This window comes from Dokdonella fugitiva, assembly GCF_014138265.1.
In the GTDB taxonomy this organism is placed as follows: domain Bacteria; phylum Pseudomonadota; class Gammaproteobacteria; order Xanthomonadales; family Rhodanobacteraceae; genus Dokdonella_A; species Dokdonella_A fugitiva_A.
Window position 1 is genome coordinate 116,087 of the sequence record NZ_JACGXL010000003.1, and the last position, 24,778, is coordinate 140,864.

Consider the following 24,778-nt stretch of genomic DNA (forward strand, 5'->3'; position numbering starts at 1 on the left):
GCGGCTGCGGCGGCGCGCTTCGCGCCACCGTTTCGTATCGGCGGGAGGGATGCGAGGTTAGCAGTGCGGCGCCCGAGTCTCCAGATGCCGCGGCAGGCCTCAGAACAGGCTGCCCTGCTGCGGCTGCGGCGACCCGGCGAGGCGCGCGCGCAAACCGCCGTGGCGTTCGACGCGGCGCGCGACGGCCGCCTGCAGCGCCGCCGCGGTAGCCCAGAGTTCGGCGCGCCGCCGTGCGCGCGAAATCGCGGTGTAGACGAGTTCGCGATTGAGCAGCCGGTGCTGCGGGTCGGGCGGCAGCACGACCGCAACGTCGTCGTACTCGGAGCCCTGGCTGCGATGGATCGTGATCGCCCAGGCGGTCTCGCAGGCGGGTAGCACCCGCGGCGAGAAACTGCGCAGCGCTTCGCCTTCGCGCGCCGCGGTCTCGAACCAGACGCGCACGCCGGCCTCGCCCGCGAGCGCGATGCCGACGTCGCCGTTGAACAGGCCGTGGGCGTAGTCGTTGCGCGTGACGATGACCGGACGACCGTGATACCAGGTCTGCGCCGCGTCGAAGCCGTGCCGCACGCCGAGCCGCTCGCCGATGCGCGCATTGACGCCGGCGGCGCCGAAGCGGCCTTCGCGCAAGGCGCACAACACCTGGCTGCCGCGCAACACGGCGAAGGCCGAAGCAGGGTCGATCGCGTCGGAGAACAGCCGGGCGTGCGCCGCCGCATGCCGATCGAGCCATGCGTCGACGCACGCGTGCAGCGCCGCCGCATCCGTGCACGCACGCAACGACGCGCCTTCGGCTGCGTCGCGCGCACGTTCGATCCCGCCCGCGTCACCGTCGCGCACGGCCTGGATCGCGCGCTGCAGGTCGCCGCCTGCGCGCCACACGCGCCGCAACGTGGCGACGTGCCCGTGCAGGGGCGACGCCGGCGACGCGGCGCCAGCGACGACGTCGGCGAGCACTGAACCCGCGTCGACCGACGCGAGCTGGTCGGGGTCGCCGAGCAGGATCAGCAGCGACGACGTCGGCAATGCCTCGACCAGCTGGCGCATCGTCGCGAGATCGACCATCGACGCTTCGTCGACGACGACGATATCGGCCGGCACGCGATGCTCGACGCCGTAGGCGAAGCGGTTGCGCGCGGGCTGGTAGCCGAGCAGGCGGTGCAGGGTCTGCGCCTGCTCGTGCGGGATCGCATCGAGTTGGCGATCGAACGCGCTTCCGGCGAGGCGAGGCGCGAGATCGTCCTTGCCGCGCGAGATCGCCTGCGCGAGGCGCTGCGCCGCCTTGCCGGTCGGCGCCGCGAGGGCGACGAGGGGTCGTTCGGGCAAACCGCACGCACGCGCATGCCGCAGCAACATGAGCAGCATGCGAACGACCGTCGTCGTCTTGCCGGTGCCGGGGCCGCCGGTCAGCACGAACAGGCGCGAGCCGGCGACCGCGCCGACCGCCGCGCGCTGGTCGGCCGTGTGCTCGGCGTCGCTGCCGTCGAACAAGGTCGCGATGTCGACGGCGAGCACGGCGTCGGCGAGCGGATGCGCGCGCGCGGCGCAGCGCGCGAGCAGCGCATCGGCGAGGCGCTGCTCGTGTCGCCAGTTCCTCCACAACCAGAAGCGGCGTTCCTGATCGAGCACGAACGGGCGGAACGCGTCGCCGGCGCCGACCCACGCGTGGCGGCGCAAGGTATCGATGCCGGCGTCGTCTAACCCGACCAGGCGCGCGCACGCGTGGCCTTCCCCTTCGGCGGCGCTCGCGGCTTGCGCCGCGCGCGCGAGCGCGTCGGAACCCGTGCGCTCGCGCACCCACTGGGCAAGACCGAGATCGAGCGCGCGTTCCGCGGGCACGTTCATGCGGCAACCTCGCCGGCACCGGCGAATTCGTCGTCGAGCGCCTCGATCAGCGCGGTCGGCCACTGCCGGCGCCAGAGGCCGCTGCCGGGTTCGAATCCGAGCGCTCGCACGAACAGGTACCAGCTGCCGCCGAGGTCACGCGCGGGCTCGTACCCGCGCAGCCGCGCTCGCAGGTAGCGGTGCAGCGCGACCGTGTAGAGCAGCGCCTGCAGCGGGTAGTGATGCGCGCGCATCGCGTCGTCGAGCGCCGCGCCCGAATAGTCGGCGAGCGAGATGCCGAGCCAGTTGGTCTTGTAGTCGAGCACGTGATAGCGGCCGTCCCAGGCGAACACGAGGTCGATGAAGCCGCCGAGCATGCCGTTCAATACGGGTCGATCGAGCACGGCGGGCACGACATGCGGCGCGCCGTGCTGCTCGCACAGCGTGCGCAGGCGCGCGACCGACACCTCGTTCGCGGGAAACTGGAACTCGAATTCCACCACGCGCTGCCCGTCCCGCAACGCGGCGAGTTGCAGGCCTCCGCCGAGGTCGGTCGTGCGGCAACGATCGATCATGCGGCCGATGCGCTCGACCGCGTCGGCGTCGCCCGCGGCGACGCGCAAACCCTGCGCGAGCAGTTCGTGCTCGATCAGCGTTCGCTGCGTCGGCCACAGCGGTTGCGGCTCGGCCCGTTCGAACATCGCATGCACGGCGTCGCCGAAGCGCGGCCCGCGCCATTCCTGCAGCGCGGACAGGCGCGGATCCTCGATCGTCGATTCGTCGACATCCGTATCGATCGCCGTCGCTTCGTCCGACGCGCCGGCTTCATCCTGCATGCGCGCGGCGATGCCGCGGATCATCGAACTGAAGCTGTGTTGCCATTCGAAGCGGCGCAACGCAGGCGCCGGCACCTGCACCGTGCGCGGCGCATCCGGTTCCTCGTACGGCGCGCGCCACCCGGGCGTCGAGGCGCACGGACCGACGACGTCGATGACCGCCGTACCCAGCGCGAACTCGCGCACGCCCTGCTCGCCGCGCGCGGTTCCGGCGCGCCGCCGCGCGGCATCGATGAGCACGTCGATCGCCGGCACCCTCCACGCCTGCGCGGCGTCGACCTGGCCGTCGTCCGGCACGCAGCCGCGATCGACCCAGTACACGTGCAGCGCGTGCACCGCGCGCGTCAGAGCGACGTAGAGGAGACGCAGGCGCTCGTCGAGGGCGTCGCGATGATGGCGCGCGCGATTCGCGACGAAGTCGGCCGAGCCGACGTCGATGCGCAGGCGCCCCGCCTCGTCGCGGAACCGCAGCACGCGCGGCATGCGCGCGCCGGAAAGATCCTGCACGCGCCACGCGAGCGGCAGGTAGACGATCGGATACTCGAGGCCCTTGCTGGCGTGGATCGTGGTGATCTGCACGCGCGCGGCGTCGCTCTCGATGCGCAGCTGGCGCGCGTCGGTCGCCGCGGTGTCGTCGTCGCCCTTGTCGCGGCGGATCGTCGCGAACCAGGCGATCAGTCCCTCGAGGCCGTGTTGGCGCGCCTCTTCCGCCGCGAGCAGCTCGCCGAGATGGCGCAGGTCCGTCAGCATGCGCTCGCCGTCGGCGCCTGCGAGCACGGCGCTCGCGCGTCGTTCCAGCACCGCGCGCAGCAGCGCGAGCACGCCGCGCCGGCGCGCGAGTTCGCGCCATTCGGCGAATCGCTCGATCTCGCGCTCGAACGCAGCCGGCCGCGCGGCCCACTGCTCCAGCGCGGCGAGATCGGCACCGAGCAGGCGCGTCGCGAGCGCCGCCCGCACCGCGCGCTCGTCCTCGGCGTCGAGCACGGCGTGCAGCAGCAATTCGAGATCGGCGGCGGCCTCGCCGTCGAACACGCTGCCGCGTCCGCCACCTGCGCACGGTACGCCACGCTCGCGCAGACGGCGGCGCATCGCGAGCACGTCCTGGTTGGTCGGCACGAGCACCGCGACGTCGCCGGGTACGAGTGGACGGCCGTCGATCGTGCGCGAGCGATCGCGCAGGCGCTCGGCGATGTCGTTCGCACAGTCGTCGAGCGCGAGTTCGTGCATTCGCGCCAGCGCCGGCGGCTTGCCGTCCGTGCAGGCGCCGCCGAACAGGTGCACGACGAGCGGGCGCGCGAGCGGCACGCCGTCGATGCAATAGGGCTGGCGGTCGGCGCGGCCAGCCGCACTCACCGGCTGGTAGTCGATGCCGGACGTGCCGAAGCCGCCGCCTTCGCCGTACAGCGCGTTGAGCGCGTCGACGAGGCGGCGCGCGGAGCGCTGGTTGGTCGCGAGCGAGTGGCGCGCGCCGGCCTGCCGGCTCGCCGCGAGATAGGCGCCGATGTCGCCGCCGCGGAACGCGTAGATCGCCTGCTTCGGGTCGCCGATCATGACGAGGCTGCCGCGCTCGCCGCCGCCGGCGTCGCGATAGATGCGATCGAAGATCGCGTACTGGCGCGTGTCGGTGTCCTGGAACTCGTCGATGAGCGCGGCCGGGAACGCAGCGAACAGGCGGTCCGCGAGTACGCGCCCGTGCACGGCGTCGGCGAGGCGCGCGTGGATGCGATCGACGAGCATCGCGAACGTCGCGACGCCGCGGCGCTGCGCGCGTTCGGGAATTCCGCTGCGGCACGCCTGCGCGGCCGCGGCGATCACGCGGCCGCGCGCGAGGACCGTTCGCGCGGCGAGCGTCTCGCGCAATGCCTGCAGCTCGCGCACGAGCGGATGCTCACGCAGTCGCAACGGGGCCGTCGGCGACTGCTGATGCTCGATCTTCGCGTCGGTGAAGTAGTCGTCGAGCGCGTCCGCGAGCGCTTCGAGCGAAACCGGCGCGTTGGCGAGGGCCGTCGCGGCCCTGGCGAGCCGCTCGGCGAGCGCGCGCTTGCGACCGTCGTACAGGCGTCCGTCGCCGGCGAGTCGACGCAGCTCCTGCACGTGCTCCGCGGTCGCCAGGCGCGCCACTCGATCCGGCAGTGCCGCGAGGCCGTCGGGTTCGATCCAGTCGTCGCCCGACGCGGCGATCGTGCCGAGATCGCGCAACAGGCCCTCGGGCCCGTCGCGGAACAACGCCCCGCCCTCGTCGGCGTCGACGGCATCATCGAGGTAGCGGCGGCGCCAGAAATCCTCGACGCATTCGCGACGCAGGTCCTCGTCGACGACGAGGCGCTCTTCGCCGAACGCCGCCCCGCTCTCGAGCGGGAAGTCGCGCTGGATGCGCTGGCACAGCGCATGGATCGTCGAGATCGGCGCGCGATCGATGTCGGCGCGCGCGACGCGCATGCGGCGCAAGGCGCGCCCGGCCCAACCCGGCTCGCGGCAGCGCTCGGCGAGATACGCGTCGAGCGGCGACTCGGTCGGCGCCGACGCATCGGTAGCGTCGTCGACGTGGCGTTGCAGCCATTGCTCGGCCTCGACGATGCGCTGGCGCAGGCGCTCGCGCAGTTCCTGCGCGGCGGCGACCGTGAATGTGGTGACGAGGATGTGCTCGACGCCGACGTCGCGTTCGAGCAGCAGGCGCAAGTAGACGAGTCCGATGCTCCAGGTCTTGCCGGTGCCGGCGCTCGCCTCGATGAGCGTGCGACCGCCGAGCGCCATCGTGCGCCAGTCGAGCGGTTGCAGCGGAACGTGCGCGGGCGTCGTCATGTGACGCGTCCTTGTCGTGGCGACGCGAACAGCACCGCGTGTGCGGGATCGAGCACGTCCGCGACGGCGGCGACGGCGGCGTCGAACGCGGCATGCGCGGCCGAAGCGTCGTCGAACAGGTCGAGGTCGCGCGCGAGCAGGCGTGCATGGCCGGGCGCGTAGTCGCGTTCACCTTTGCGCTCGTTCTCGTCACCGAGCCACGCCTTGCGCGCCGCGTCGACGCGTTTCTCGGGCACCGTGGTGGCGTACGCCCACGCGGTGCGCGGGAAGAACAGCAGTGGCTGGCGCTCGCTGCCGAGCCACAGCTCGATGAGCCGACGCAGGCCCGCCTGAAGGTGCTCCGGATCCTGGGCGAGCATCGCGTCGAGCCACGGCGGCGTCCGGGCGCGACCGCGCGCCTTGTCGTAATCGAAGAACGCCGCTGCCGTGCGATCGCCACGGGCGAGGCGGAGCGCGGCCCAGTCGATGTGGAACGCGAGCCACTCGCGCAGGCCCGACTCGCCGGAGGGCTTCGCGTCGAACAGCAACAGTCGGCCATCGTCACGGCGGAACAGACGGTCGATGCGCCCGGCCAGGCGCACGCCGTCGCCAAGATCGATGTCGATCGCCTGCACGCCCGCGCGTGCGGCGCCATCCAGCCACTCACGCGCGGCGGTGAGCATCGGCGTGACGGCCGCGCGCACGCCCGCGTACGTCGCGGCGCCGATCGCACCGACCGGCAACTGGCCCGATCCGGCGAGCCAGCGCGGCGGGGTTTCGGGCAGGTCGGCCGCGCCGGCCGCCAGCGCGTCGGACAGCAGGCGTCGGTCGAACCGTTCGAGGGGTGCGACGCGCGACTCGAGCGGTTCGCGATCGGGCCACGCTTCGTCGTCGAGGGTGTCGAGGCTGATTCCCGCCGCATCGAGCGCGCCGCGCGCCGGATCGCGCCAGAAGCGCCGCAACGCCTGCAGTGACACTTCGCCGTTCCGCGCAACGATGCCTGCCGGCGATGCGGGCTCGATGAAGGGGGCTTGCGCGCCTGCCTCCCTGCGCGCGGGCACGAGCCAAGTCGCGTCGTACGAGTACAGGCGTTCGTCGTGCGCGGGCGCGCCCGATGCATCGCGCTCGTAATAACGGGCGTCGAACGGTTGCAACGGATGCGCGACGAGCCAGGGGCGCGCGCTCGCGGAAGGCGTCGCGATCGCGTGCTGCTCATCGAGGAACTGCAGCAGTTCCGCGAGCGGCGAGGCCGGGTTGCGCGGCTTGCCATCGTGCACGCCGGTGCCGACGTAGCTGACGTGCAGGCGCTCGCGCGCCGCCATGAGCGCCTCGAGGAACAGGTAGCGGTCCTCGCTGCGCGTGTCGCGGTCGCCACGGCGCGGATGTGTGGACATGCGATTGAGTCCCGCATCGGCGGTGCTGCGCGGGAACTCGCCTTCGTTCATGCCGAGCAGGCAGACCAGCTTGAACGGAATGGAACGCTGCGGCACGAGTCCGCAGAACGTCACGCCACCGAGCAGGAACGGTTGCCGGTCCGGCAATTCGGCGAGCATGCCGAGCAGGGCTTCGCGCACGACCGGCCACGGCTGCGGCGTGACGAAGGCGGCGTCGCGCGCCTGCCGCGACAGCTCGGCGATGCGCCGTCGCAGGGCGTCACCCGCGGCACGCTCCGCGTCGTCGCGTGGATCGACGAGGAACAGCGCGTCGACGCGCTCGGCGAGCCACGTGCTCCAGTCGGCGAGCGTACGCGCGTGCGCGAAGCCCGCGCGCAGCCGGCGCAGTTCCGCCAGCAGGCGGTCGAGCTGACCGATCGCGCCGGTCGCGCCGCCGGAGACGCCGTCGAGAGGCAGCACGCCGTCGACGAGCGCATCGTCCGCCTCGTTCCCCACGACGAGGCCGGCGTACAGGCGGTCGAAACCGAACTGCCAGGAGTTCGCGTCGATCGCCGCGCCGCCCGCCTGCTGCTTCATCGCGGCATCGAGGCCCCAGGCGACGTGGGCGCGACGCAGCCAGTGCTCGAGCGTCTCGCGTCGCGCCTCGTCGAAGCCGTAGCGACGCGCGAGCGCCGGCACGTCGAGCAGGCCGAGTACGTCGCTGACCGCGAACCGGCTCTCGGCGAGATCGAGCAGGCGCGTGAACGCACCGATCAGCGGATGCGAACCGGCGAGGCCGATGTCGGCGACGTGCCACGGCACGTGCAGCGGATCGCTGGCGTGACGCGCCGGTTCGCCGAACACGGCGGCCAGGTACGGCGCGTACGCGGCCATGTCCGGCGCCATCACGACGACGTCCCGGTGCCGCAGCCGCGGATCGTCGGCGAGCGCGCGCAGCAATGCGTCCTTGAGCACCTCGAGTTCGCGCAGGCGCGTATGGCACGCGTGCACGCGCAGGCTCGCGTCCGCGCGCAATGGCAGCAGGCGCGCGCAGAGCACGTCGTCGCGCGTCGGCGCATCGAGTCCGGCGAAGCCGCCGGGCAGCGCTTGCCGGAATGCGGCGCCGACGTCATCCGGCTGCATGCAACGGATGCTCGCCTGCACCCGCTCGAGCAGCGCTCCGTCGGGGCGCACGACCTCGCCGTCGTCGAGCGGGTCGCGCTCGTCGGCGGCGTCGGCTTCGTCGAGCACGAGGCAGAAGTCCTGCGCGACTCGACCGAGCGCGACGAGCAGTGGATGGCCTACCTCGAAGTACAGTGCCTGCGGATCACCATCGAGGCGCAGCAATTCGCGCCGGCTGCGCAGGTAGCTCCAGTGCTCGCGGCACGGATCCGGGAAATACACGTGCACTTCGCTGCGCGCGGCCAGCAGGTGCAATGCGGAGAGCAGGTCGGGCGCGAGATGGCTCACGCCGAATACATGCAACGGCGGCCGCTCGTCGCCTGCACGTGCGAGCGCATGCAGCAGCCGATCCATGCGATCGACGCGATGCGGTGCCTGGGTCCGCGCGCGCACCTCGCGCCACAGCGCGGCCTGCCAGTCGGGCGCGATCCGCGAAGCGCGTTCCCACTCGCGGATCCAGTCGGGGCGGTAGATCAGGTACTGCGTGAAGACGCCCGCCATGTGGTCGGCGAGCTGGAACCGGCGGCGAGCGTCGGTGTCGCCGGACGGAACCGCATCCGACGGCATCTGCTCCAGCGCGTCGAGGATGAGCCAGCGCAGCGCGTCCTGGCGCCAGACCTCGTCCCGCGCGGGCGCCGCCTGCTCGAACTCGCGCGCGCAACCGAGCAACCACTGCCACGGCAGGACGGTTTCGATGTTCGCCGCGATCGGATGACCTCCGGCCGCCGGTCGCCGGCGCGCGAGGAAGCCGAGCAACCAGCGCTGCATGCCCGGATGGGCGACGACGATGCGCTGCGGCTGCAGCGGATCGTCGGGGATGTCCGCCTCGAGACGCGCCGCAAGCGTCTGCGCCAGCCGCTCGACGCGACTGCCGCGATGGACGATCAGTCCCTGCTCGCTCAAGCGCGTTTCCTCCACGGGTCAGGACGACCTTGTAGCGGCCACACGTCTCGCCGCGCAAGACGGTCCGCGGTCCGCAAACGAAAAACCGCCCGAAGGCGGTTTCGCGTCGCGTCGGCCCGGAGGGCCGCATTCGTGATTGGTGGGCGGTGCAGGGATCGAACCTGCGACCCTTGCCGTGTGAAGGCAATGCTCTACCGCTGAGCTAACCGCCCGGGTCGCCGTTCGCGGACGCGTCTGCGCCAGCGAATCGCGAACGCCGGCAGCGGGCCCTGCGTTCGAATACGACGATTGGTGCCGGAGAAGGGAATCGAACCCCCGACCTACGCATTACGAATGCGCCGCTCTACCAACTGAGCTACTCCGGCGAGGGGCGCGGAGTATAGACATTCGGCGGCACGGCTACAACCGTCGCCGCACCGCCCGGGCAGGGATCCCTGCCGACCGCCTCGGCAATCACCAGCACTTGCCGTTGGTTTCGTTGCCGGTCTTGTCCTTGAAGCCGGTGTTGTTGATCGTGAGTTTCCCGCACTTGTCGGGCGCCTGCATCCCCTGCGGCGTCAACGTCAATACGAAGGTCTGGTTGCCGTTTCCGGTCTGCACTGCTGCGGTGTAGTAGCTCTTCTCGGACGTGCTCGACATGTTCAGGCCCGTCGCACCCGTGATGTCGGACGTATACCGGTTCAGGTTGGTGAAATAACGCTCCTCGGCGGATGCGATACGCATCGCCAGTTCCTTGGCGTCCGCGCGGTGCGCGCGCAGGACGTAGTTGCGGTAGCTCGGATATGCGATCGCCGCGAGGATCGCGATGATCGCGACCACCACGACGAGCTCGATCAAGGTGAATCCCCTGCTTTTCCGATTCATGTGCTGCATCCCCATTCCTGAGAGGGCCGCCCGCGGATTCGCGGGCGGCCTGCCATAGTCACTGCAGATCGAGCAATTCCTTCCACGCCCCGCGGTGCCACGGGGCCGGCGTGTACGCCTGCTTGATCGCATCATTGATCAATCCGCTGATCGCGGGCGGCAATCCCGGAATCATGATTTCGCCACCGCCTTCGCGAATCAGCGGATCCGGAATCGGCGTCGGATTGCGCAGCGCGACGCCGACCTTGCCGGTTCCCGTCGCCGAGAGCGCTCCGCCCGTCGCTGCATCGAGGAACATCACGCCGAACCGCCGGCCCGGATCGCACGGGTCGTCGCCGATCGGGATCATCGAGTAGAGCGCCGCGACATTCGGGCTGAAGTCCGGGATCGCGCGGCGGTCCGCACGTTCTCCCGCTTCCGCCGCGATGTTCAACGGAATGCGCCACCCGTTGGCCTTGACGGAAACGCGGATCGGTTTGCCCGTCGCGCCGTCGAGTGCCTTGAGGATCATGTTCGGCGTCGCACTCGGCACGCTGCCGGTCGGTGCAGTGTAGCCCGTGACCGAGCGCAGCCCGATGCCGTTGCTGTCGACGGCGGCCTGCGTGATCGTCTGCGTCACGAGCTGATTCACGCGGATCGGGTAGGAGGACGAACCGGCAAAATCGCGGATGCCGTAGAAGGCCTGCTGCGGGATCGAACTCGTGCGGTCGTCGCGGCCGAGGTACTTGCCGCTGCCGACCAGGATGATCGGTCGACGCGTGACCGGATCGCGCATCGCCGTCGGGTTGAAGACGATCGGCTGGTCACCGGCGTTCGTGGCGCCGCCGTCTCCGTAGGTCGTGAACATCAGGTCCACCTTCCAGGAGCTCGCATCGGTGCTGCTGATGTCGAATCGCCAGAGGTTGCCGGCCAAGTCGCCCGCGTAGACGTAGTCGTCGACCTGATCGGCGCCGACGTCGTACACGACCGGCGTGGACAAGCCGAACGTCTTGAATCCGGCCGGACGCGTCTGCGGCGCGATGTCGGTGCGGATCTCGCGGATCAGCTTGCCGGTCACCAGATCGATGACGAGCAACGACGTGTGCTTCGCCGCGGGCTCGCTCGCATCGTCGGGGATGGCCGCGTCGCCGGTCCGCGAGGGGAAATAGCCACTCGACACGAGCACGACCCACTTGTTGTCCTTGTGGATGCGCGCGACGTTGGTGGAGTCGTAGGTGTAGCCGAGCGAAGGGCACGTCGTCGCGCCTTCGGCGCACACCGGGTCGGGCGACGGCACGCTCGCGGGCGCCCGCGTCGGACCACTGTTGAACTCCCACTTCACGATGCTCGGCGCGAGCGCCGCTTCGCTGGTACCGCTGACCGGAACGTTGGTCACATCGAGCGCGAACACGCCGCGGCCACCGAGGCGCATGGTACCGATCACGTACGTGCGCCACGCGCCGTTGACGAAAACGTCCTGTTCGAGCGGCGGAGCATCCACGCCAGGCGTGAGGCCGGCGGTATCGGCCGTCGAACGCGCGAGACGACGATTCTGGATCAGGGTGTTCGGCACGTACGCCCAGCTCTCGTCGCCCGTGGTCGCGTTGAACGCGTGGAGCATTCCGTCGTTCGAGCCGACGTACACCATCGGCGCACGTGCGCGCTGGTTGAACTGATACGCTGCGTAGCCGTTGTTCGCGTTGGCGGCGAACGCCGACTGCTCGGGCGAGCCGACCGGATAGATGTCGTAGAAGCCGGCACGCGGCGAGGACACGTACAGCGGCTTGGAGTTGATGACCGCACCGAAGACGGAGCTGCGCGTGCGGAAGTGCGGCGACGTCGTCGCCTCGTTCATGCGCAGGCCGCGGACGTAGTCCACGCGCTGGCTACCGAACGCGTCGCACGCGACCGTGTTGCTGGCGCTGCAGAGGGTGGCGTCGGTCGGCTTCTGGTTGAGGCCGTCCACCAATGCGGTGCCGAGCGTGGACGTGTTCCAGCGGAACGGAATGCCGAGGCCGTTGCCGGAACCGTCGCGCGTCGAAGTGAAGATGCGACGCGTATCGGGCGCACGTGCCGTGCCGGGGTAGCCAGGCGGCGAAGTCCATGGTCCGCCGGGCGGCTGCGTGCAACGACGCAAGCCGGTATCGAACGTGCCGCCGGTGAGCTTGCAGCCGGCGTCCCAGACGGCGTTCGCGCCCGGCTGCGCCGTGGCGGGATCGATGAGTTCGCGGACCAGCGAGCCGGACCAGTCACTGCTGTCGTAACCCGCGTTGTAGCCCGTCGTACCGACCGCGAGCAGCGGCAGCGACACGGACAGCGGCGTCGAGGACGCGCCGCGCGCGAGCACGCTGTTGATGATCGCCTCGAGATGCGAGACGAGGTCGCCCGGGTTGCTCGCGCTGAAGTACGAACCACGCGAGTTCACGGCGGCGTGCCAGGTATCGTCGATCGCGCGCGGATCGTTGCGCGCCGGGATCGGCCAACCGGTCGAGCCGGTCGAGTTCGCCTGTCCCTTGCGCAACTTGCAGAGGTCGCTGTTCGCGTTGCCGCAATCGGGATCGTCCGCGTAGTTGAGCTTGCCGGCGATACCGAGCGTGACCATGAACTGCACGACGTGCTGCCACGACGCGGGGTCGTTGGCGGGATTGAAGTAGACCTCCATGTTCGCGAGCGGATCCGCGCCGACCGGCGTCGAACCCGTGATGCCGGTGGTCTTGTCCGGCAGGTACGGCTTGACCTTGTTGGCCAGGTCGGTGCGCAGATCCTTGGCCCAGTAGTAGAAACCGATGTCCGCGAGCGAGGGATAGCAGTCGGTGCTGCCGTTGCTGCCGCAGCTGCCGCTCGTCGACACCGGTACGTCCCAGAACACGCGCGACGGCCCGTCGTGCGCGAAGGCGACGCCGTCCGGCAACGTGCGCGTACCCTGCACGTCGAAGAAGCCCGACGGCGCGCTCGGATTGCCTTCGTTCCAGTAACCGTCGGTGACGAGCATGTGGAAGTTCTGGCGGCACGACAGTTCGCGACCGGTGGTGATGCCGAGCGTGGTGTCGGGCAACTGGTAGTACGGATCGAGCAGGTTCGCGGTATTGGTGCGACGGAAGAACTCGCCGCCACGGATGGTCGCCAGGCGATCGGGCGTGTTGCCGCTCGCACCGGTCTGGAATACCCAGTTGAAGAACGCGCTGCGATAGCAGTCGGGCTGCGCCCCGGTCGCGAATGTCGTGGACGGACTGGTCGTGCTGCAGGAGACGCCGGCCTTGTCGAGCAGCTTGGTGATGATCGCGGTCGACGGCAACGCGAACGTGCCGTCGTTGATGTTCTGCCAGGCGACGCGCACGTTGCCGCCGAACTTGGCGAATGTGCGCGACAGCGCGGTACGCGTCATCAGGTTGCGCGTGCGGTAGTAGGAATACCAGTTGGCGAAGTTCTGCCACTGGTTGATCGTCACGCCTTCGATCGTCGCGGTCGTATTGGGAATCAGCACGGCTTCCCAGTTCGACGCGGTGTACAGGTTGGTGCGGCCGGTCGCGGTGGGGTTGCCGAATGCATCGACCGGGACCGACACGCCTGTCTTCAGGCGGTAGTAGTACGGACCCCCGTTGTTCACGTTCTCGCCGCCGGCGAACGCGGTCGGATAGCTGCCGAAGCCGCAGATCCAGCGCCGGTCGCTGCTGCCCTTGACGCCATTGATGATCGTCCGGCGGTTGTCGTCACCGGTGCCGGCATCGTCGGGATTGTTGTTGTAGGCGGCCGCGGCCGGCGTCACCGGACTCAGCGGGCGATTGACCGCGATGCCGTCGGCAAGCACCGCAGCGAGCGTCGCATCGGTGTTCGGGAACGACGTGCCGTCCGCCTTCACCGGCGGCACGTAAAGTACGTTCGGGTTGTAATAGACACCGTTCATCGCGTGCGTGCGGATGTCGCCGGCAGTCGCCACGCGCGGGTCGATCACGCCCGCGCAGCCCCACGGCGCCGCCCAGCCGGAATTGTCGAACGGCCGGCCGTCACCCATGTAGTGGCTCGCCATCGAGCCCGAATCGTCGAATGTCACGACGATGTTCGGGTCGACCGAGGCGGTCAGTTCCGGCGGCGTGATCAGCAGGTCGGTCGTGCCCGGGGCGATCACCGCCTGGGCGCGCGCCGTCTGTACCGGTGCGGCGAGAAGGCACATGCCACCGCTGAGCGCGGCCAGTGCCAGGAATCGGATATGTCGAGCCGTGTGCATGATCTCGGTCCTCTGTCTCTGGCTCACGGGGTGGCGCCCGGGTTGGCGCCCGCGTTGCCGATCGCGATCGCCGAATATGTGCTTTCGGTGACGCGCACGACGGCTCCACTGCCGCCCTGGCTGCGTCCGGTGATGCGATAGAGCAATCGGCCGCGCTGGTATTCCGAATCCCTCGACTCGGTTTGCTGGCCGAGTCCCGGCGCCGTGTCCGTGCCAAGGTCTTCGATCATGAGGATCGGCTGCGCGTGCAGCGATGCCGTCTCCTCGTCGCCGCTGAAACCGGTCAACGTATGCGCGTAGGTCGGTGTTCCACCGGGGGCCGCCACCCACGAGGGCTTGGTGCGGAACGACTGCACGGTGGGCGACAGTTGCGCGCCGGTGGTCGTCGCGGTCGAAAGGGAGGCCTGGGCGACCGGATAGGCGCAAACGCTGCCGCTGGACGGTGTCGGCGCGCACTTCGGCAACGGGTTGCTGCCCATGTAGCCGGCCGTCGTGAACAAGGCTTCGCCGCCGCGCAGCGCGCTCTCCGATCCCATGAGTCCGAGCTGACGGTTGCGCATGCCGCCCGTCATCTTCTCCTGCAGGATGGACGTGCCCGTCGCCGTCAACGCGAGCAACGTGATGAGGATCAGGAACACGAGCGCCACGAACAGGACGGCGCCACGCTGGTGCCGGCCGGTCGTCATCGTCGGAATGCGGTGGGTCATGGCAGCAGGCTCAGAAGTTGTAGTTGCGGTTTGACACGTACGCGATGAATTCACGACGCAGCATGCTGCCTGCCTTGAGGCCGGAGGGCAGCAGCGTGGCGTCGGTCGTCGCATAGTCGATGCCGAGGAAGTGATAGCCCCTGCTGGTCGGGTCGAGGTTCATGATTTCGTCGACCGTGTTCACGAGCAGGTGCGCCTCGATGAGGCGAACGGAACGCCACATGCATCCCGGTTCGTTCGTCACGCCGTCGGGCGGCGGCGCGCATTGCAGGCCGCCCGCACCCGCCTCGATCTCGGCGGCGCTGAAGAAGCGCGTGCGCCCCGTCGCGTCCTGCACGCCGTAGCGGAACGAAAGCTGGTCGACGCCTTGCACGAGTTCCTGCTCGACGCCGTTCTCGCGGCGCATGAGCACGGGGATCAAGCGCGCTGCACTGGTCGAGCTGTTGGGCCGCGCGTCGGGACTTGGATCGGCCTTGAGCCGGACGTAGTACGTGACGGTGCTGAAGTCGCTCGAGAAGTTGAATACGCGCATGTCGTGACTGCCCGAGTTCAGGCACATGCCCGATCCCGACGTCAGGTTGCCGAGCGTGAGGACGTTGCCGGCGACGGAACCGACGGGAACGATGCTGGAATTGATGCAGTCGGTGACGAGCGCGAGCTGGCCGGCGCTGAAATTGAGCAGATCGTCGCCTGTCTGAGGGTTGAGCCGCAGCGTCGCTCCCGTCGCGCAGGATGCATCGGCCGCTGCGTTCGAGGAAAGGAACGACCACCCCGTCCCGCGCTGGTAGCGGATCGTGAGCACGTCGCTGCCCCGCTGGCGCTGGTCCACGTTCGTCCCCGCAGGCGGCAGGCCCGATGGAATTCCGTTCGGCGTGCAGGAACCGGTCGTGCACGAATAGCCCTGCACGAAGTAGCGCGGACTCAGGATGTAGCCGGCCGTCGCCGCCGCAACCGACGGGTAGCCGCTGCTATCGATACTGTTCAGCGTGGCCAGGCTCGCATCGCCGGCACCGGGTCCGGGGTCGGACAAGCCGAGGCTCGGCGCGAGCACGACCGGAGCACGCAACGGCAGCACCGGCACGACCGTTCCCGGAGCGGCCGAACCGGCGAAGTTGCTGCAGTACTGGGCGCTCGTCATGCGCAGGTCGGTTTCCATGCTGGTCACCGCGAAACGACCGTTCTCCTGCAAACGGGCCAGGCCGTTCTGCAGGCGATTCGTCCTGCTCGTGTTGCCGAACAAGCTGATGATGCCGATGCTGAGCAACAGGCCGAGCGCGAGCGCGACCATGATCTCGATCAGCGTGAAGCCGGAATTCCGCTGTCTGGCGAAGGACGTCGTGGGCATGAGGCGGGTCATGGTCGGAAGGCTCACGGCTGGAATACCCATGCGAACGTCTGCGTGGGTGGGGCGGTGGAATTGCTGGTGCGATCGAGGTTCGCTTCGGCCCATTGGATGAGGAACGAGCAGGTGCCGTCGTACGTGGCTGCGCCGCTCGTCGCCGGCGTGCCGAGCACGGTGCCGTTGCATTCGATGTGTGCGGCGACCCCCGTCGGCATCGACTGGACGAGCTGGCCGCTCCACACTGACCGATCGCGCGCCACGAGCTGGCTCGGATCGCAGGCGGCCGTCCCGCACGGATCCGGGGCGCCCGGCGCAGAGGCCGTCGACGCGTCGTAGTCGCCGGCGTAGGCGTTGATCTGACCTGTGTTGGCGCGCATGCGATCCGCCATCGACTGGGCCAGGAATGACGCCTGCGTGCGCAGGTAGGCGCTCTGGTTCGTCTTTACCGACACCACCATGAGGCCAGCCAGGCCGAGCAAGCCGAGGCTGAAGACCAGAAGCGCAATGAGCACTTCCAGCAGTGTGAAACCACGTCGTGCGACAGGCTGCATGCCAAGTCTCCGCGTCAGCTGCATGGGCCGGCGGGCGAACCGCTCGTCCCGCGATTGGTCGTTACGATTCCGGAGGCGCGCACGTTGATGTGGCGCGACTGATTCGAGTCGGCATGCGCGCTTGGGCGACAGACGCTGAAATCGAAGTTGCTGGCCGAGCCGACGAGCGCCCCCGAGCTGCCGAAGACGACCCGGTCATCGAGCGCTCCGGCACCGGTTGCCTTGCCGAGGATGTAGTACGTGTTCGGCAGCGCGCCATTGAAACGCGGGCACAGCGGCGTGGCGCCGTCGAAGTCCAGGTAACCCCGGCAGGTGGCCTCCGTCGTGCCCGGCGCGGCGGGCGCGGCGATCGCTCCGGTCGCGTCCGCCTTGCCGGCGACGACTTGCCAACCGTTCGCCCAATTGCCATTGATCGCGATCACCGCCACCTGGCGACCGCGCTTGACCGCCTCCGAACGGGCGAGGTTGAGCGCGCCGATGAGTTCGTTGGTGTTGTTGCTCGTGGTCATCCGCGTCGTGAATTCGCGGTAGCTCGGGAACGCCATGGCGGCGAGGATGGCGACGATCGCCACCGTGACCATCAACTCGAGCAAGGTGAAGCCGTGCGCGGACCGGTGGTCTGCGGACAGGCCTTGGCGTCGTGAATCGAGCATCGTTTTCCCCGGCAGGCCCCTGGTTGAGGCTACCCTACGCAGGTCCCCCGCGACGGACAAGCGAGCGCGGTCGCAAGGTAGGAATTGCCGGACGAGCGGCGCCGGATCGGCGGTTTTTGCCGTGCGATCAGGCCACTACGCGCAGGCGCAGTTCCTTCGGCAAGGCGAAGGTCACGTTCTCGGGCTCGCCGTCGAGTTCGCGCACGCCGGCCGCACCCGCCTCGCGCAGCGTCGTGACGACCTCGCGCACGAGGCTCTCCGGCGCGGACGCGCCCGCGGTCACGCCGACGCGCGTGCGACCGCGCAGCCATTCCGGCCGGATGTCGGCCGCGCCGTCGATGAGGTAGGCGGGCACGCCCTGTTTCTCGGCGAGTTCGCGCAGCCGGTTCGAGTTCGAGCTGTTCGGCGAGCCGACGACGAGCACGAGGTCGCACTGCTGGCCGAGCTTGCGCACCGCATCCTGACGGTTCTGCGTCGCGTAGCAGATGTCGTCGTGGCGCGGGCCCTGGATCGCCGGGAAGCGCCGTTGCAATGCCTCGATCACCGCGCGCGTGTCGTCGATCGACAGCGTCGTCTGCGTCGCGAACGCGATGTGCTCCGGGTTGCGCGGCTGCAGGGAGTCGACGCATTCGGGCGTCTCGACCAGGTGGATCGCGCCGGCGTTGGCCGGGTCCCACTGCCCCATCGTGCCTTCGACCTCGGGATGGCCCGCGTGGCCGATCAGCACGACGTCGCGGCCGGCCTTGCCGTGGCGCGCGACTTCCATGTGCACCTTGGTCACGAGCGGACAGGTCGCGTCGAACACGCGCAGGCCGCGCTCGGCCGCTTCGCCGCGCACCGCCTGCGACACGCCGTGCGCGCTGAAGATCACGGTGGCGCGGTCCGGCACTTCGTGCAGCTCGTCGACGAACAGCGCACCCTTCGCACGCAGGCGATCGACCACGAAGCGGTTGTGCACGACTTCATGGCGCACGTAGATCGGCGCGCCGAACGTCTCGAGCGCGCGTTCGACGATCTCGATCGCGCGGTCGACACCGGCGCAGAATCCGCGGGGATTGGCGAGCAGGACTTCCATGCGGCGATTATCCGCCTTTGGCGGCGGCTTTCCCACCGAAGAACAGGCCGAGGACGGCGAGCAGCACGGCGCCGACCGAGATCGCCGAGTCGGCGACGTTGAACGCCGGGAACGACCAGTCGCCCCAGTACACCTGCACGAAGTCGGTCACGTGGCCGAAACGCAGGCGGTCGACGAGGTTGCCGACCGCGCCGCCGATGATCAGCGACAGCGGCAGCGCGTTGCGCCAGTCGGCGCGCGGCGTGCGCGACAGCCACACCGCGAGCAGCGTGCTCACGCCGATCGCGAGCACGGCGAACAGCCAGCGCTGCCAGCCGCTCTCGCCGGCGAGAAAACTGAACGCCGCGCCCGGATTGAACGCGAGCGTCCAGTTCAGCAGTCCGGGGATCACCGCATGCGGCTCGTACGGGCGCAGCTCGACCAGCGCGATGTGCTTGGTCAACTGGTCGAGCGCCAAGACGAGCAGCGACAATGCGAGCCAGGCGAGCGCATTCGGTCGCGCGGCCATCAGAACCACCGCCGCGTTTCGCCCGTGCCGTCGACGTTCTCGATGCAGCGCCCGCAGATCTCCGGGTGTTCCGGGTGCGTGCCGACGTCGTGGCGGTAGTGCCAGCAGCGGATGCACTTGCGCGCGTCGCTCGGCTTCGCGCCGACCCACACCTGCGCACCGTCGAGGTCGACGCCCTGCACGTCGGTGCGGCCGTCCGGATCCGGCAATGCCGCGAGGTCGGCGAGTTCGAGGCTCGAGGTGATGAAGAAGAAGCGCAGCTCGTCGGCGACCTCGGCGTAGCGCGCACGCGTCGCCGCGTCGGCGTGCACGACGACTTCCGCCTGCAGCGACGCACCGATCGCGCCCGCGCCGCGCATGCCCTCGAGCAGGCGCGCCGCACCGCCGCGGATCGCGAGCAGGTCCGCCCACCAGCGACGCTGCTCGGGCGAACCCTGCAGCGCGGCGAGCCCTTCGTACCACGTCTCGAACATCACCGACGCATCGCGCTTGCCCGGGACCAGCGGCCAGATCTCCTCCGCGGTGAACGACAGGATCGGCGCGATCCAGCGCACGAGCGCTTCGACGATGCGGTACATCGCCGACTGCGCGCTGCGCCGGCCGCGGCTGTCGGCCGGCATCGTGTAGAGGCGGTCCTTCGTGATGTCGAGGTAGAGAGCGCCCATCTCGTTGGTGCAGAAGTTCTGCACGCGCGCGACGACCTCGGGGAAGTCGTGGAGCGCGTACGCGGCGACGACGGCCTGCTGCACGTCGTACGCCTGCTGCACGGCCCACTGGTCGAGCAGCAGGCAATCCTCCACTGGCAGCAGGTCGCGCGTCGGATCGAACGCCTTCGAATCTTCGCTCGCCGGGCGCTCGCTCGCGTCGAGGTTGCCGAGCAGGAAGCGCGCGGTGTTGCGGATGCGCCGGTACGAATCGGCGACGCGCTTGAGGATCTCGTCGGAGACGGCGATCTCGTTGCGGTAGTCGGTCGACGCGACCCACAGGCGCAGCACGTCGGCGCCGAGCGTGTCGACGACCTTCTGCGGCGCGATCACGTTGCCGAGCGACTTCGACATCTTGCGGCCCTGCGCGTCGACCGTGAAGCCGTGCGTGAGCACGGCGTCGTACGGTGCGCGGCCGAACATCGCCGCCGAGGTCAGCAGCGAGGAATGGAACCAGCCGCGATGTTGGTCCGATCCTTCGAGGTACATGACCTCGTCACCGGGTCTGCGCGCGAGTTCCGGGCGCTGGTCCAGCACGCACCAGTGCGAGGTGCCGGAGTCGAACCAGACGTCGAGGATGTCGGTGACCTTGTCGTAGTCCGCTGCCTCGGCGCCGAGCAGTTCGGCCGGATCGAGCGCGTACCACGCGTCGACGCCGTCCTTCTCCACGCGTCGCGCGACCTGCTCCATCAGCTCGACGCTGCGCGGATGCGGCTGCTGCGTCGCCTTGTCGACGAACAGCGCGATCGGCACGCCCCACGTGCGCTGGCGCGAAATGCACCAGTCGGGGCGCCCCGCGATCATGCCGGCGATGCGCTCCTCGCCCCAGGCCGGGAACCAGTCGACGTCGTCGCGGATCGCCTTCAGCGCCGTCGCGCGCAAGCCTTCCTTCTCCATGCTGATGAACCACTGCGGCGTGGTGCGGAACGCGACCGGCGTCTTGTGGCGCCAGCAATGCGGATAGCTGTGCGTGATCTTCGCCGCCGCGAGCAGCACGCCGCGCTCGCGCAGCAGCTCGACGATGACGTCGTTCGCCTTCCAGATGAACTGCCCCTCGACGATCGGCGTGCCCGGCAGGTAGACGCCGTTGCCGCCGATCGGGTTGAGTACCGACGCCGGATACTTCTCGACCAGACCGTACTTCTGGCCGACCGCGAAGTCCTCGACGCCGTGACCGGGCGCCGTGTGCACCGCGCCGGTACCGTCCTCGGCCGACACGTGGTCGCCGAGCAGCAACGGGATATCGCGCTCGTAGAACGGATGCTCGAGCAGCAGGTTCTCGAGTGCCGCGCCCTTCGCGCGCCCGAGCACGCGCACGCCGTCGACGCCGTAGCGCGCGAGCGCCGCCGGCGCGAGTGCGTCGGCGACGACGAGCAGCACGCGGCGGCCGGCGCGCACCGGACCTTCGACGAGCGCGTACTCGAGTTCGGGACCAAGCGTGACCGCGACGCTCGCGGGCAGCGTCCACGGCGTCGTCGTCCAGATCGGCACCGCGACGATGTCGCCGTCGGCGATCGTCACGCCGAACGTCGCGGCGAGTGCCTTCGGATCACGCGCGTCGTAGGCGACGTCGATCGCCGGCGACACCTTGTCGGCGTACTCGATCTCCGCCTCGGCCAGCGCCGAGCCGCAGTCGAAGCACCAATGCACCGGCTTGAAGCCGCGCACGACGTGACCGTTCGCGTGGATCTTCGCGAGCGCGCGGATGGTGTCCGCCTCGTAGCGATAATCCATCGTGCGGTACGGGTTGTTCCAGTCGCCGAGCACGCCGAGGCGCTTGAAGTCGGCGCGCTGCAGGTCGATCTGCTTCTCGGCGTATTCGCGGCACTTGCGCCGGAACGTCGCCGCGTCGACCTTCTGGCCGACCTTGCCGACCTCCTTCTCGACCGCGACCTCGATCGGCAGCCCGTGGCAGTCCCACCCCGGCACGTACGGCGAACGCAGGCCGGCGAGCAGCTTCGACTTGACGACGACGTCCTTGAGGATCTTGTTGACCGCGTGGCCGATGTGGATCACGCCGTTCGCGTACGGCGGACCGTCGTGCAGGATGTACGCGTGCTCGCGCGCGGCGCCGCGACGCTGGATCTCGCCGTAGCGATCCGCGTGCTCCCACTCGGCGAGCATCGCGGGCTCGCGCTTGGCCAGGTCCGCCTTCATCGCGAAGTCGGTCTTCGGCAGGTTGATCGTGTCCTTGTAGTCCTTGCTCACGCATGCACTCCGCTGGATGGCCGGGCGACGTGCAGGATCGCGCGCGCCTGCGCGGCGTCGCGATCGATCTGTCGCACCATCGCGTCGAGGTCGTCGAACTTCGCCTCGTCGCGCAACTTTTGCACGAACTCGACCTCGATGCGGCGGCCGTACAGGTCGCCGTCGAAATCGAACAGATGGGCTTCGAGCAGCGGCTCGCCGCCGCCGTCGATGGTCGGGCGCACGCCGAGGCTGGCGACGCCGGCGCGTGCCTGCGCCTCGACGCCGTGCACGCGTACCGCGAAGATGCCGGCCACCGGCGACGTGCGCCGGCCGAGGCGGATGTTCGCGGTCGGCCAGCCGAGCTTGCGACCGAGTTGCTGGCCGCGCACGACGTGGCCGCCGATCGCGAAACGCCGGCCGAGCAGGCGCGCCGCGGCGTCGAAATCGCCGGCGCCGAGGAACGTACGGATCGCGCTGCTGCTCACGCGCACGCCGTCGCTGGCGACGTCGGGCATCACCTCGACGTTGTAGCCGAGGCGGTGGCCGCACTCGCGCAACAGCGCGACGTCGCCGCGCCGCGCGTGGCCGAAGCGGAAGTCCGCCCCGACCCAGATTTCGCGCGCGTCGGCACGACCGACCAGCACGTCCTCGATGAAGGTTTCCGCGGGCATCGCCGCGAGGTTCGCGTCGAAACGCAACGACAACAGCCGCGACGCGCCGGCGGCACCGAGCAGCGCGATCTTCTCGCGCGCGCTCGCGAGGCGCGGCACCGGCGTGCCGCGCGCGAAGAACTCGCGCGGGATCGGCTCGAAGCTGATCGCGAGCGGCACGAGGTCCTGTTCGAGCGCGCGCTCGCGCACGCGCGCGACCAGCGCGCGATGGCCGAGGTGCACGCCATCGAACGCGCCGACGCAGACGACGCTGCCGCCCGGGGCCAGGCTCGGCCCCGCGGCATCCCGGAAAAGCAGGCTCATCGAGCGAGTATAGCCGCTGCGCCGCAGCATGCGATGCCCGTCGAACCGTTCACACGCCGCGCAGGTCGCGCAGGCGGAATCCGCAGGCGAACAGCACGCCGAGGAAGGTCGCGCCGCCACCGCCGACGAGCACGCCGAGGCGGACGACGCGCGTTCCGGTGTCCCAGCCGCCCCACTCCGGCCACTGCCAGAGGCCGACGCCGAGCACAGCGACCATCGCCACGCATGCGGCGGCGAGGCGCACCAGGTGCGGCCCCCAGCCTGGTTGGCGCACGTAGACGCCATCGCGACGCAGCGCAAGCCAGAGCTGCGCGAGGTTGAGGTAGCTCGCGAGTGCGCTCGCGAGCGCGAGGCCCATGTGCAGCCCGGGCACCTTCGCGATCGCCGCGAGCCAACCGTCGGCGAGGTCGTCCGGTCGATGCCAGAGCTGGAACAGTAAGGCGACGAAGACGAGGTTGAGCACCATGTTCACGATCATCGCGACGATGCCCGCGCGCACCGGCGTCTTGGTGTCCTGGCGCGCGTAGAACGCTGGCGCGACGACCTTGACCAGCGCGAACGCGGGCAGGCCGAACGAAAGCGCCGACAGCGACAGCGCGGCCATCTCGACGTCGTGCGCGCCGAAGCGGCCGTGCTGCAGCAACGTCGCCAGCAGCGGCTTGGCGAGCAGCACGAGCGCGAGCATCGCCGGCACCGAGATCAGCAGCGCGGTGCGCAGGCCCCAGTCGAGCGCCTTCGCGAAACCTTCGCGGTCGGTCGCGACGTGATGGCGCGACAGCGACGGCAGGATCACCGTGCCGAGCGCGACGCCGAAGATGCCGAGCGGGAACTCGAGCAGGCGGTCGGTCTGGGTGAGCCAGGTCTGCGAACCCGTGATCAGGAACGACGCGATCAGCGTGTCGAGCAGCAGGTTCACCTGCGCGACCGAGGAACCGAACAGGGTCGGCACCATCAACGTGAGGATGCGGCGCACGTCGGCATGGCGCCAGCCCCAGCGCGGCCACGCGAGCAGGCCGAGTTTCGCGAGCGCGGGCAGTTGCACGAGCAGCTGCAGGATGCCCGCGGCGAGGATCGCCCAGCCGAGCGCCATGATCGGCACGTCGAACGCCCTCGACCACCACAACGCGGCGGCGATCATGCACAGATTCATGATGACCGGCGTCAGCGCCGGCAGCATGAACTTGTGGAAGCTGTTCAGCACCGCGCCGCACAGCGCGGTCAGCGACACGCACAGCAGGAACGGGAACATCACGCGCAGCAGGTCCGTCGTCAGCGCGCACTTCGCCGGTTCATCGATCGCGCCCGGGGCGAAACCTGCGGCGACCCAGTGCGCGCCGAGCATGCCGAGCGCAGTCACGACGAACAGCACGCCGCCGAGCGTCCCGGCGGTGCGGGCGACGAGCTGGCGCAGGTCCTCGTGGCTGCGCGTCTCCTTGACCTCGGTGAACACCGGCACGAACGCGACCGAGAACGACCCCTCGGCGAACAGCCGGCGCAGGAAGTTCGGGATGCGGAACGCGACCCAGAACGCGTCGGTCGCCGCGTTGGCGCCGAACGCGTAGGCGATCGCCTGCTCGCGCACGAGGCCGAGGATGCGCGAGATGAAGGTGCCGCCGCTGAAACTCAGCATCGAGCGCAGCAGGCTCGGCCGGCTCATGCGACGGCCTCCGCCGGACGTGCCGCGCGCAGCGCGACGCGCCGCCGGCAACGTGCCGCGACGCCGGCGGGGAACCGCTGGCGCGCGCACTTGGCCCGATTGACGATGATCGGCCCAACCGGCATAATTCGCAGTCTTTTTCCGAACCCGTCTACTGGAGTTTCCCCTTGGCCAACATCAAGTCCGCGAAGAAGCGTGCGCGCCAGTCCGAGCAGCACCGCCAGCGCAACGCCAGCGCGCGTTCGATGGTTCGCACGGCGATCAAGAATGTCGTGAAGGCGATCGAAGCGAAGGACAAGGCGAAAGCCGAGGCCGCGATGAAGATCGCCGAGCCGGTGATGGACCGCTACGCCGCGCGTGGCCTCATCCACAAGAACAAGGCCGCTCGCCACAAGAGCCGCCTGACCGCGCACATCAAGTCGCTCGCCTGAGCGATCCGCGGTCGTTGTCTCG

General features: G+C 69.6%; 15 protein-coding genes and 2 tRNA genes. 1 reads left to right on the forward strand and 16 read right to left on the reverse strand.

The window, feature by feature from the left end; all coding sequences use genetic code 11:
- Positions 1-99 precede the first annotated feature (99 nt).
- From recD to murJ, 16 genes are all read right to left on the reverse strand, one after another.
- Positions 100-1,842 (reverse strand): exodeoxyribonuclease V subunit alpha, encoded by a 1,743-nt coding sequence (gene recD / locus FHW12_RS10925; RefSeq protein WP_182531069.1) that lies wholly within the window; start codon positions 1,840-1,842, stop codon positions 100-102.
- Positions 1,839-5,459 carry a UvrD-helicase domain-containing protein gene (locus FHW12_RS10930; RefSeq protein WP_182531070.1) on the reverse strand — a complete coding sequence of 1,207 codons (3,621 nt, stop codon included), beginning with the start codon at positions 5,457-5,459 and terminating at the stop codon, positions 1,839-1,841. The genes recD and FHW12_RS10930 overlap by 4 nt, the downstream gene beginning before the upstream one ends.
- Positions 5,456-8,896: an exodeoxyribonuclease V subunit gamma gene (recC, locus tag FHW12_RS10935; protein ID WP_182531071.1), complete on the reverse strand. Its 3,441-nt coding sequence runs from the start codon at positions 8,894-8,896 to the stop codon at positions 5,456-5,458. Before recC ends, FHW12_RS10930 begins: the two co-directional genes overlap by 4 nt.
- 137 nt (positions 8,897-9,033) lie before the next feature.
- Positions 9,034-9,108: transfer RNA gene (locus FHW12_RS10940), tRNA-Val, on the reverse strand.
- 77 nt (positions 9,109-9,185) lie between these two features.
- Positions 9,186-9,261: transfer RNA gene (locus tag FHW12_RS10945), tRNA-Thr, on the reverse strand.
- A gap of 88 nt (positions 9,262-9,349) precedes the next feature.
- Positions 9,350-9,760 (reverse strand): type IV pilin protein, encoded by a 411-nt coding sequence (locus tag FHW12_RS10950; RefSeq protein WP_182531072.1) that lies wholly within the window; start codon positions 9,758-9,760, stop codon positions 9,350-9,352.
- A 58-nt stretch (positions 9,761-9,818) separates the two neighbouring features.
- The gene (locus FHW12_RS10955) at positions 9,819-13,964 is read right to left on the reverse strand and encodes a pilus assembly protein (RefSeq protein ID WP_182531073.1); all 4,146 of its coding nucleotides are present in this window, start codon (positions 13,962-13,964) and stop codon (positions 9,819-9,821) included.
- Positions 13,965-13,987: 23 nt separating this feature from the next.
- A complete protein-coding gene (locus tag FHW12_RS10960; protein WP_182531074.1) occupies positions 13,988-14,671 on the reverse strand; it encodes a pilus assembly PilX family protein in 684 nt (227 codons plus the stop codon).
- A 10-nt stretch (positions 14,672-14,681) separates the two neighbouring features.
- Positions 14,682-16,016: a PilW family protein gene (locus tag FHW12_RS10965; protein ID WP_182531075.1), complete on the reverse strand. Its 1,335-nt coding sequence runs from the start codon at positions 16,014-16,016 to the stop codon at positions 14,682-14,684.
- A 23-nt stretch (positions 16,017-16,039) separates the two neighbouring features.
- Positions 16,040-16,564: a type IV pilus modification protein PilV gene (gene pilV / locus FHW12_RS10970; RefSeq protein ID WP_220484419.1), complete on the reverse strand. Its 525-nt coding sequence runs from the start codon at positions 16,562-16,564 to the stop codon at positions 16,040-16,042.
- Between the two features lie 14 nt (positions 16,565-16,578).
- Positions 16,579-17,217, reverse strand: a complete 639-nt coding sequence (locus FHW12_RS10975) for a GspH/FimT family pseudopilin (protein WP_310735223.1) — start codon at positions 17,215-17,217, stop codon at positions 16,579-16,581.
- 127 nt (positions 17,218-17,344) lie between these two features.
- Positions 17,345-18,292: a 4-hydroxy-3-methylbut-2-enyl diphosphate reductase gene (gene ispH, locus FHW12_RS10980; protein ID WP_182531078.1), complete on the reverse strand. Its 948-nt coding sequence runs from the start codon at positions 18,290-18,292 to the stop codon at positions 17,345-17,347.
- A 7-nt stretch (positions 18,293-18,299) separates the two neighbouring features.
- Positions 18,300-18,800, reverse strand: coding sequence for a signal peptidase II (gene lspA / locus FHW12_RS10985; protein WP_182531079.1), 501 nt, complete (start codon positions 18,798-18,800; stop codon positions 18,300-18,302).
- Positions 18,800-21,712 (reverse strand): isoleucine--tRNA ligase, encoded by a 2,913-nt coding sequence (ileS, locus tag FHW12_RS10990; protein ID WP_182531080.1) that lies wholly within the window; start codon positions 21,710-21,712, stop codon positions 18,800-18,802. The genes lspA and ileS overlap by 1 nt, the downstream gene beginning before the upstream one ends.
- A complete protein-coding gene (locus tag FHW12_RS10995; RefSeq protein WP_182531081.1) occupies positions 21,709-22,668 on the reverse strand; it encodes a bifunctional riboflavin kinase/FAD synthetase in 960 nt (319 codons plus the stop codon). Before FHW12_RS10995 ends, ileS begins: the two co-directional genes overlap by 4 nt.
- Positions 22,669-22,717: 49 nt before the next feature.
- Complete coding sequence (murJ, locus tag FHW12_RS11000; RefSeq protein ID WP_182531082.1) at positions 22,718-24,325, reverse strand: murein biosynthesis integral membrane protein MurJ; 1,608 nt, start codon at positions 24,323-24,325, stop codon at positions 22,718-22,720.
- Positions 24,326-24,492: 167 nt separating this feature from the next.
- Here murJ and rpsT point away from each other — a divergent pair, with 167 nt between their 5' ends.
- The gene (rpsT, locus tag FHW12_RS11005; protein ID WP_182531083.1) at positions 24,493-24,756 is read left to right on the forward strand and encodes a 30S ribosomal protein S20; all 264 of its coding nucleotides are present in this window, start codon (positions 24,493-24,495) and stop codon (positions 24,754-24,756) included.
- Positions 24,757-24,778: the final 22 nt, after the last annotated feature.

Excerpts from the sequence above, each read along its gene's own strand:
- FHW12_RS10995 (WP_182531081.1), bottom strand. The coding sequence starts at position 22,668 with ATGAGCCTGCTTTTCCGGGATGCCGCGGGGCCGAGCCTGGCCCCGGGC.
- FHW12_RS10930 (WP_182531070.1), bottom strand. The coding sequence starts at position 5,459 with ATGACGACGCCCGCGCACGTTCCGCTGCAACCGCTCGACTGGCGCACG.
- FHW12_RS10955 (WP_182531073.1), bottom strand. The coding sequence starts at position 13,964 with ATGCACACGGCTCGACATATCCGATTCCTGGCACTGGCCGCGCTCAGC.
- murJ (WP_182531082.1), bottom strand. The coding sequence starts at position 24,325 with ATGAGCCGGCCGAGCCTGCTGCGCTCGATGCTGAGTTTCAGCGGCGGC.
- recD (WP_182531069.1), bottom strand. The coding sequence starts at position 1,842 with ATGAACGTGCCCGCGGAACGCGCGCTCGATCTCGGTCTTGCCCAGTGG.
- lspA (WP_182531079.1), bottom strand. The coding sequence starts at position 18,800 with ATGGCCGCGCGACCGAATGCGCTCGCCTGGCTCGCATTGTCGCTGCTC.
- FHW12_RS10960 (WP_182531074.1), bottom strand. The coding sequence starts at position 14,671 with ATGACCCACCGCATTCCGACGATGACGACCGGCCGGCACCAGCGTGGC.
- ispH (WP_182531078.1), bottom strand. The coding sequence starts at position 18,292 with ATGGAAGTCCTGCTCGCCAATCCCCGCGGATTCTGCGCCGGTGTCGAC.
- FHW12_RS10975 (WP_310735223.1), bottom strand. The coding sequence starts at position 17,217 with ATGCTCGATTCACGACGCCAAGGCCTGTCCGCAGACCACCGGTCCGCG.
- FHW12_RS10950 (WP_182531072.1), bottom strand. The coding sequence starts at position 9,760 with ATGAATCGGAAAAGCAGGGGATTCACCTTGATCGAGCTCGTCGTGGTG.
- FHW12_RS10965 (WP_182531075.1), bottom strand. The coding sequence starts at position 16,016 with ATGCCCACGACGTCCTTCGCCAGACAGCGGAATTCCGGCTTCACGCTG.
- pilV (WP_220484419.1), bottom strand. The coding sequence starts at position 16,564 with ATGCAGCCTGTCGCACGACGTGGTTTCACACTGCTGGAAGTGCTCATT.